This is a genomic window from Rhizobium sp. FY34, from assembly GCF_005222845.1.
Taxonomy (GTDB): Bacteria; Pseudomonadota; Alphaproteobacteria; order Rhizobiales; family Rhizobiaceae; genus Neorhizobium.
On the sequence record NZ_STFZ01000021.1, the window covers coordinates 213,398 to 222,830 of the forward strand.

General features: G+C 61.0%; 5 protein-coding genes. 2 read left to right on the forward strand and 3 right to left on the reverse strand.

All coding sequences use genetic code 11. The annotated features are described in order from the left end of the window. Positions 1–56 precede the first annotated feature (56 nt). The 3 genes from prfB to E8M77_RS17930 form a co-directional block, all read right to left on the reverse strand. Positions 57–1,188, reverse strand: a protein-coding gene (gene prfB / locus E8M77_RS17920) for a peptide chain release factor 2 (protein ID WP_170975923.1) whose coding sequence is annotated in 2 segments (ribosomal slippage) — positions 57–1,118 and positions 1,120–1,188 — 1,131 coding nt in all. Because the reading frame shifts where the segments join, the coding sequence is not laid out codon by codon here. A gap of 113 nt (positions 1,189–1,301) precedes the next feature. After that, positions 1,302–3,755 carry a penicillin-binding protein 1A gene (locus tag E8M77_RS17925; RefSeq protein WP_137131978.1) on the reverse strand — a complete coding sequence of 818 codons (2,454 nt, stop codon included), beginning with the start codon at positions 3,753–3,755 and terminating at the stop codon, positions 1,302–1,304. A 263-nt stretch (positions 3,756–4,018) separates the two neighbouring features. Next, entirely contained in the window at positions 4,019–5,260 is a 1,242-nt protein-coding gene (locus E8M77_RS17930) for an N-acetylmuramoyl-L-alanine amidase (protein WP_137132003.1), read from the reverse strand. 660 nt (positions 5,261–5,920) lie between these two features. Here E8M77_RS17930 and E8M77_RS17935 point away from each other — a divergent pair. After that, positions 5,921–8,872, forward strand: coding sequence for a ribonuclease E/G (locus E8M77_RS17935; RefSeq protein ID WP_137131979.1), 2,952 nt, complete (start codon positions 5,921–5,923; stop codon positions 8,870–8,872). A gap of 101 nt (positions 8,873–8,973) precedes the next feature. Further along, positions 8,974–9,433: transposase (locus tag E8M77_RS17940; RefSeq protein WP_137131980.1), on the forward strand; the 460-nt coding region annotated here is incomplete at its 3' end.

The following is a 9,433-nucleotide window of genomic DNA, read 5'->3' on the forward strand; positions in this document are numbered from 1 at the left end:
GCGCATCCCGGTCCGGGGATGCGCCGTCTATGTCTTTGTCACGGGGGTCGGGCTGATCAGTCGATATCGGCCACGTCCGCGCCTGCCCCGCCGCTGATGCGGTGTGCAAGGGCGGCCTCCATGAAGTCGTTCAGCTCGCCGTTCAGCACGCTATCCGGATCGGTGCTTTCCACGCCGGTGCGCAGGTCCTTGACCAGCTGGTAGGGCTGCAGCACGTAGGAGCGGATCTGGTGTCCCCAGCCGATTTCCGTCTTCGATGCCGCTTCCGCATTGGCAGCCTCTTCGCGCTTCTTCAGCTCGACCTCGTAGAGGCGGGCGCGCAGCATGTCCCAGGCCTTGGCCTTGTTCTTGTGCTGTGACCGTTCCTGCTGGCAGGCCACCGCAATACCGGTCGGGATATGCGTGATGCGCACAGCCGAATCGGTGGTGTTGACGTGCTGGCCGCCGGCGCCTGACGAGCGGAAGGTGTCGATGCGGCAATCACTCTCATTGATCTCGATATTGATCGAGTCGTCCACGACCGGATAGACCCAGATCGACGAGAACGAGGTATGGCGGCGCGCATTGCTGTCATAGGGCGAGATGCGCACGAGTCGATGTACGCCCGATTCGGTCTTCATCCAGCCATAGGCATTGTGGCCCTTGATGAGGATTGTCGCCGACTTGATGCCGGCTTCTTCCCCGTCATGTACTTCCAGGAGTTCCACCTTGAAGCCCGAACGCTCGGCCCAGCGGGTGTACATGCGCAAAAGCATGCTGGCCCAGTCCTGGCTTTCGGTACCGCCGGCGCCGGAATGCACTTCCACATAGGTGTCGTTGCCATCAGCTTCACCCGACAGCATGGCTTCCACCTGGCGGCGCGTGGCTTCGTTGCGAAGACCTTTCAGAGAATCCTCGGCTTCGCGCACAATGGCGTCGTCGCCTTCTTCCTCGCCAAGCTCGATCAGGTCGAGATTGTCCTTCAGGCGCTGCTCGAGTGCCTTCACGCCGTTGATGCTATCATCCAGCTGCTGGCGCTCACGCATCAGCTTCTGGGCTTCCGCCGCATCATTCCAAAGGCTCGGATCTTCAGCCTTGTTGTTCAACCAGTCCAGTCGTCTTACCGCCTGATCCCAGTCAAAGATGCCTCCTCAGCAGGCTTACGGCCTGCTTGATTTCGTCGACAATATTCAGGGTTTCGTTGCGCATAGTCTCGTCTTTGTCCTTTCGGGCAGATGGCGCCGTGCATAATTGGCCGCAGGAGGGATGTAAAGCCCGCCAGCATCTGTGGCGGGCAGGCTTTTCCCGTCAGGCAGACGCTGTCAGAACAGGCCGCCGGCGCCGGAGGTGACGGCCTGCTGGGCCTGTGGCGAGGTTTTGAGAATCTCTTCCGGTGGCATCTGCTGGTCCATGCCGATGACCGAGAAGCTATCGGCCGGGCCCGTACCGGGCTTAAAGGCCTCGATGATGGTGTCGGGTTCGCCCTCATTGGCAAACATGCCCGTCTTGCGGTTCACCGGTATCAACTGCATGCCATTGGGCACCAGAAACTTGCTCGGTGGCGTCACAGCAGCTGCCTGAGCCAGAAAATCGCCGAAGATCGGTGCCGCCAGACCGCCGCCGGTGCCGGCGCGACCAAGCGGCGCCGGCGTATCGAAGCCCACATAGAGGCCTGCCACCAGATCCGGCGTGAAACCGACGAACCAGGCGTCCTTCTCGTCATTGGTCGTGCCAGTCTTGCCGGCTACATCGCGATCCTTGACCGGGATCTTGCCGGCAGCTGTACCGCGCGTCACGACACCTTCCATCATCGAGGTGATCTGGTAGGCGGTCATCGGATCGAGCACCTGCTCGCGGTTGTCGATCAGCGTCGGCTCATCCTGATTGGCCCAGCTGTTGAAGTTGCAGCCCTCGCAGGCGCGCTCTTCGTGGCGGAAGATCGTCTTGCCGTAACGGTCCTGGATGCGGTCCACGAGCGTCGGCTTGATCTGCTTGCCGCCATTGGCAATCACGGCATAGGCCGACACCATGCGCAGGACTGTGGTTTCACCAGAGCCGAGCGACATCGAAAGCAGCGGCGCCATCTTGTCATAGATGCCGAACCGCTCGGCATATTCGGCCACGAGCTCCATGCCCATGTCCTGCGCCAGGCGCACGGTCATCTGGTTACGTGATTTCTCGATCCCCAGGCGAAGGGTCGAAGGTCCGCCGGAATCGCCGCCGTAATTGTCCGGGCTCCAGACCTGCCCGCCCGACACGACTTCGATCGGTGCGTCAAGGATCACGGAAGCCGGCGTATAGCCATTGTCGAGCGCTGCGGCATAGACCAGCGGCTTGAATGAGGAACCCGGCTGGCGCATGGCCTGGGTGGCGCGGTTGAATTCAGACTGTCCGTAGGAGAAGCCGCCGACCATGGCCAGCACGCGACCCGTATGCGGATCCATCACCACCATGCCGCCCTGCACCTTCGGAGGCTGGCGCAGGCGATAGGTAGCGTCGCGGCCCTCGATGGGCTCAACATAGACAACATCGCCGGCCTTCAGCACGCCCTCTGGCGTCGTGGACGTCTTGCGCGCCCCCTTGGCATCGCGGAAGGCCCATTTCATCTCGCCGGCGGGAATCTGTCCCGTCTTACGGGTCTCATCGACCTTGCCGGCCACGGTCTGCGGTTGCAGCACGATATCGACGCGGGCGGCCGAGACGCCGTTGACCATCGCCAGCTTCCATTCGGGTACATCGCGCAGCGGCACCATCTTGGCAAAATCGCTCGCCCAGTCGCCGGCCATGGAGATCGTCGAGACCGGGCCATGGAAACCGCGGCGCTGGTCATATTCCACCAGGCCACGCTGAAGCGCATTACGCGCCATGATCTGCATCTGCGGATCCAGCGAGGTGCGCACGGAAAGGCCTCCTTCATAGAGAGCCTTGTCGCCATATTTCTCGATGATCTGACGGCGCACTTCTTCCGAGAAGAAGTCAGTGGCAAGCAGAGACGAGCCACCGCGGCGAACCTTGACGCCAAGCGGCTGTTTCTTGGCTTCCGCGGCATCGCTCAGCGTAATGTAGCCGTTTTCGGCCATACGATCGATAACCCAGTTGCGCCGTTCCAGCGCTGCCTGTTCATGGCGGAAAGGATGGTAATTGGCCGGGCCCTTGGGCAGAGAGGCGAGATAGGCCGTCTCGGCGATCGTCAACTCGGTCACCGATTTGTCGAAATAGGTGAGCGAGGCGCCGGCAATGCCATAGGCGTTCATGCCGAAAAAAATCTCGTTCAGATAAAGCTCGAGGATCTTGTCCTTCGAATAGGTCTGTTCAATACGAAACGAGAGAATCGCTTCCTTGACCTTGCGGTCGATGGTCTGGTCGGCAGACAACAGGAAGTTCTTCGCCACCTGCTGCGTGATGGTCGAGGCACCCTCCGGCCGGCGACCAGAGCCGATGTTCTGCACATTGTTGACCACGGCACGGGCAAGGCCCCAGAAATCGACGCCCGGATGATTGTAGAAATTCTTGTCTTCAGCCGAGAGGAAGGCAGCCTTCACCCGGTCCGGAATGGCCTGAATGGGCAGGAAAAGCCGCTTTTCACGCGCATATTCGGCCATCAGCGCGCCATTGCCGGCATGCACGCGGGTGGCAACCGGTGGCTCGTAGGAGGCCAGAACCTCGTAATTGGGCAGATCCCTGGATACGCCGCCGAGATAGACGGCAACAACGGCGGCCACCGCAAAGAAGGCAATGCAGGCCAGTCCGAAGAAATATCCAAGCAATCTGATCATTCGAAGCTACCGCTATAAGTATTGTCTGGCGCGTCGCCGCACCATGTCATGTTTCAGGGCGTTTTGCACGGACGCTTTGCCAAGTGCAAGCCTTGGCGTTCCAGAGACCGGCGTGTCACGCTTCCTCGGCCACCTGATGTGCGACTAAACGCTGGAATGTGAGGAAAATAGGGCTCCATCCACGGTTGGACAGAGGAAGCCGTGCACATTGGCCGGGCTTTTAGCCTTTCGCAGCCCGATGTCGCTTCGCGGCCACGCTTTCATCAGCCGCCACCGGCAACCGACTGTGCCCGGTAGCGGATGACAGCATCGACGAGAAGTGTTGCCACCTTGTCGCGCCAGGCCTCGTCGAGCAGCAGTTTCTCGTCCTCCTCGTTCGACAGGAAGCCAAGCTCCAGAAGGATGGAGGGGATGTCCGGCGCCCGCAGCACCTGGAAGCCGGCCGCCCGATGCGGATTGTTGATGAGGCCGATCTGCCCGTCGAAGGAACCGACAACCCGACGCGCCAGCGAAATCGAAAATGCCTGGGTTTCGCGCCGCGCCAGATCCAGAAGGATGTCGGCGACTTCCGGTGGGCCACTGTCGATCGAATAGCCGGCCAGTTCATCGGAGAGGTTTTCACGCGCGGCCAGTGCTGCGGCCATGCGGTCGGATGCCGTATCCGAGAGCGTGTAGACGGTTGCACCCCGGATATTCTTCTGGCCAAGCGTATCGGCATGCAGGGAAATGAACAGATCGGCACCACCCTGGCGTGCCAGCGTCACCCGCTCGGAGAGAGAGAGGAAGGTATCATTGCGCCGCGTGAGAAAGGCCTTGACGCCAGATTGCGCGTTCAACTTGTCTGCCAGAACCTTGGCAAAGGCGAGCGTGATGTCCTTTTCCGGCGTCTTGGTGCGCAAGCCCGCAGCTCCGGCGTCGATCCCGCCATGGCCGGCATCGACGGCAATGGTGAAGATGCCGTCATTGGCAGCATCCACCGTTGCCGTACCGGTCATGTCCTGCATTGACTTGACACCGAGCGCGGCCGATTGCACCCAGGTTTGCGCCTTCACCCGCTCGGCAAAATCTTCCTTTGTGGTCATTTCGGCGTCCAGAACAAGGCGATAGCCCTGCCCCTCATTCTTCTGCACCTCCGCCAGCACCAGCTTCACCGGCCGGATCGCCGTCAACACCATGCGCGCACTTCCCTCGCCCATCGCACCATAGCGGATATCCTTGAACAGACCGCGCGCCGCCAGATCATGCGCGGGAAAGCCAAAGGCGGTCGCAGGAAGATCGATGATGATGCGCTCCGGTGCGGCGACATAATGCACGGAAAACTGCGGCTCCCCGTCGAAATCGACCACGACGCGTGTGCGCGCATCGTCACCGGCAATCCGCGCGCTGAACGCCAGCAAAGGATCGTCAGTGGCCGTTTCGCTGGCACCCAGCGGGCCGGGCACGGCAAGCGCCAGGCCAAGCAGGATCACCGATGAAACAGCGCGCAACACCCGCGCGGCCGACATCAGCCCCTGCCCTGCATACGCATTTTTTCGCACCATACCGTCCTGCCCGCTCCTCAATGTCAGATTGCTTGCGTGATTCGCCTTGTACACCAACTGCCGGTCGCCCGCCAAAACAGGCGCATCGCCGTGCATGCCCTGCAGCCTGCAACGCTCGATCGGGTTTAGGCCGGCAATTTGATCCATAATAAGGCATAACCGGCTTTCCGCTTGCTATTGTGACGGATAAAACATACAAGGGTTATGAGGGTTTAAGTGATGACGGGATAGTCTGTTGATAGGCTGCCAGCATGTTTGATCTGGCGCCGTGGACCGCAGACATCCGCCGTCTCCACACTTAACCTGAAACTCTATACGAACCGGCGGTGGCCGGAGACAGTGCCGGATGGTTCGCCATCCATGCTCATCGGGAGCAAATTCATCGGACCCCTGGCGGGTCTATTGTATCGTCTTTCTCGTCTGGTCTTTGATGTCGCGGCACGGATTGCATTACCTGGAAACGCTGATGGGGCCCAAGGCTCCGTTTGGCGTCCGGCCAGTGCCGCTACGAACCAATCCAACGGGAATTTTCTTATCCGGCGAAACGGACGCGAAGCACGACCAGCCTGTCATGATGGCAGGCTCCTCGGCGTATGCGCGTGCGCGCCGAGGAGCAGATATTCAATGGCAGACAAAATGCTTATCGACGCGTCTCACGAAGAGGAGACGCGGGTCGTAGTCGTTCGGGGTAACCGGATTGAGGAATTCGACTTCGAATCGCAACACAAGAAACAGATACGCGGCAATATCTATCTTGCCAAAGTGACCCGAGTGGAGCCGTCGCTTCAGGCCGCTTTCGTCGATTACGGCGGCAATCGACACGGCTTTCTGGCGTTTGCCGAAATTCACCCCGATTACTACCAGATCCCGCTTGCCGACCGTCAGGCCCTGCTCCAGGCAGAAGCCGAAGATCAACGTCGCCATGCCGACCATGACGCGGATCCGATCATCGATCTGGCAACTGTCGATCAGCCGGATGTCGGCGTCGTCGCCAAGATTGATGCGACCCCTGCAAGCGCGCCCCAGGAGCCAGTAGCCATCGAGGCCGTGTCGGAAATTTCCGAGCCTGCCGCCGAGGAAAAGCCGAAGGCCAAACCGCGCCGCAGCCGCGCCCGCAAGAAGCCGGTCGCCGAGGATCTGGCGCAGGCCAGTGAAGCCGCTGCCGAGTCTGACGATACTGCGCCTGATGCAAGCGAGGACAGCACGCCGGACACCATGGCCGCCATGGTCGAGACCGATGCCATTTCGGAAGACGTCATGGACCGTCGCAGCCGCGACGATGAAGACGATGACGACGACGACGACATCCACGAAAAGGAAGAGATCGAGTCCGTCGGCGCCGAAGACGCGATGGAAGAGGTTCCCGACCGCGTCTACCGCAAGCCACGCAAGCAGTACCGTATCCAGGAAGTCATCAAGCGCCGGCAGATCCTGCTCGTGCAGGTGGCCAAGGAAGAACGCGGCAATAAGGGTGCAGCCCTCACCACCTATCTCTCTCTGGCCGGCCGTTACTCGGTCCTGATGCCGAATACGGCACGGGGCGGCGGCATTTCGCGCAAGATCACCCAGCCGACCGACCGCAAGCGTCTGAAGGAAATTGCCCGCGAGCTGGAAGTTCCCCAGGGCATGGGCGTCATCCTGCGCACCGCCGGCGCCAATCGCACGCGCGTCGAAGTGAAACGCGATTTCGAATATCTGATGCGCCTGTGGGAAAATGTCCGCACGCTGACGCTGAATTCGATTGCACCTTGCCTCGTCTATGAAGAAGGCTCGCTGATCAAGCGCTCGATCCGCGACCTCTATAACAAGGATATTTCCGAGATCATCGTGTCGGGCGAAGAAGGCTATCGTGAAGCGAAAGACTTCATGAAGATGCTGATGCCGAGCCATGCCAAAGTGGTTCAGCCCTATCGCGACCTGCACCCGATCTTTGCCCGTTCCGGCATCGAAGCGCAGCTGGACCGCATGCTGCAGCCGCAGGTAACGCTGAAGTCCGGCGGCTATCTGATCATGAACCAGACGGAAGCGCTGGTGGCGATTGACGTCAATTCCGGCCGTTCGACGCGCGAGCATTCGATCGAGGAAACGGCGCTGCAGACGAACCTGGAGGCGGCCGAAGAAGTGGCACGCCAGCTGCGTCTGCGTGACCTTGCCGGCCTCATCGTCATCGACTTCATCGACATGGAAGAGAAGCGCAACAACCGCGCTGTCGAGAAGCGGCTGAAGGATTGCCTGAAGAACGACCGCGCCCGCATCCAGGTCGGCCGCATCTCGCATTTCGGCCTGCTCGAAATGTCGCGCCAGCGCATCCGCGCCAGCGTGCTGGAATCGACCACGCAGGTCTGCTCGCATTGCGGCGGCACGGGCCATGTGCGCTCGCAGTCTTCCGTTGCCCTGCATGTACTGCGCGGTGTCGAGGAATATCTGCTCAAGAACACCACGCACGATATCACCGTGCGCACCACGCCGGATATCGCGCTCTACCTGCTCAACCAGAAGCGCGGTAGCGTCGTGGATTACGAAAATCGCTTTGGCCTGGCGATTTACATCGAATCGGATCCGAGCATCGGATCGGCCCATTTCGCCATCGATCGTGGCGAGCCGGTCGAGAATCCGGTCAAGATCGAGAGCCTGATGCAGTTTGCCTCCATCCCGGTCGATGATGAGGATGACGATATCGTCATCGAGATGGACGAGGACGAAGCCGAGGATGAAGTCGCCGTAGCGGCGCCGGTCGTGCAGCAGGAAGCCAAGAGCAGTGAAGGTGATGAGGCCGGCCGCAAGCGCAAGCGCCGCCGCCGCCGCCGCAACCGCGATCGCAACGGTGACACGACCCAGCAGGCCTCCGGCAACGAGCAGGATTCCGACGACGAGGACGGCGAAGGCGACGAAGACGAGAACGGTGATACCGCGCAGGCGCGTGGCGAGGCCGAAGGCATCGAAAGCGCATCGAGCGACAATGACAGCGAGGAAAGCCAGCGCCGCAAGCGTCGGCGTCGTGGCAAGCGCGGCGGACGTCGCAATCGCCAGGGCGAGGATGACGTTTCGGCATCCGGCGAAGGCGAAGACAGCGGTTCGGCCAATGACGATGCATCGGCTGGCGAAGAAGATGCAGCGATTGCAGCATCCGCAGATGTCGCCGAGTCGGTTTCCGAGACGGTTCCGGCGGACGTCGTTGTAGAAGCGACCGTGGCACCGGCAGAGGTCAAAGCTGCCAAGCCGCGCCGGACCCGCAAGGCAAAGGCTGCCGTCGAACCTTCAGAAGACGCTGCGCCGAAAGCCCTGGCCGCTGAAGCTACTGCGGTGGAAGCACCGGCTGTGGTAGAAGCACCCGTCGCTCCTGAACCGGTCGCCGCTGAAACCGTCGAGGTCGCTGCCACACCGGTTGCCGAACCGGCAGCACCGGTCTCAGAAGCCATAAGCGTGGAGGAAGAATCCAAGCCCGTGCGTGCCAACCGCGGCTCCAACATCGCCTCGTCGGAACCGGTGGTGAAGTCGGAAGCGGCTTCGGACACGGACGGCGATCCGGCGAAGCCGAAAAAGGGTGGCTGGTGGCAGCGCCGTGGCTTCCTCTAGGCTCTGACGCATCCTGACATCCGGGACGGCCGCGCCTTGCGCGGCCGTCAGACTGCTGACAAACCTCTGGTCACATCCAGGGGTTTGTGATTCACTGGGACATGTTGAAGAAACCTGCTCCCGAACAGACGGCCCTCGAGATGGTGACGCTCGACAGCCTGGTGCCGAAGGGTCATCTGCTTCGCAAGATCGACGCGGTGATCGACTTTTCCTTCATCCATGATCGTGTTGCCGGCCTTTACTGCGCCGACAATGGCAGGCCTCCGCTCGATCCGACGCTGATGTTCAGGGCGCTGTTCATCGGCTACCTGTTTGGCATCCGCTCGGAGCGCCAACTGATGCGCGAGATCGAGGTGAACGTGGCCTATCGCTGGTTTCTCCGGATGAAGCTGACGGATCCGGTCTTCGATGCCTCTACGCTTTCCCAGAACCGCCGCCGCCGCTTCAACGATACGTCCGTGGCGCAGGACATCTTCGATGCAATCGTGGAGCAGGCGATCCGCCACGGCCTGGTCGATGGCACGGTGCTCTATACGGATTCGACGCATCTGAAGGCCAATG

Excerpts from the sequence above, each read along its gene's own strand:
- E8M77_RS17935 (WP_137131979.1), top strand. The coding sequence starts at position 5,921 with ATGGCAGACAAAATGCTTATCGACGCGTCTCACGAAGAGGAGACGCGG.
- E8M77_RS17930 (WP_137132003.1), bottom strand. The coding sequence starts at position 5,260 with ATGTCGGCCGCGCGGGTGTTGCGCGCTGTTTCATCGGTGATCCTGCTT.
- E8M77_RS17925 (WP_137131978.1), bottom strand. The coding sequence starts at position 3,755 with ATGATCAGATTGCTTGGATATTTCTTCGGACTGGCCTGCATTGCCTTC.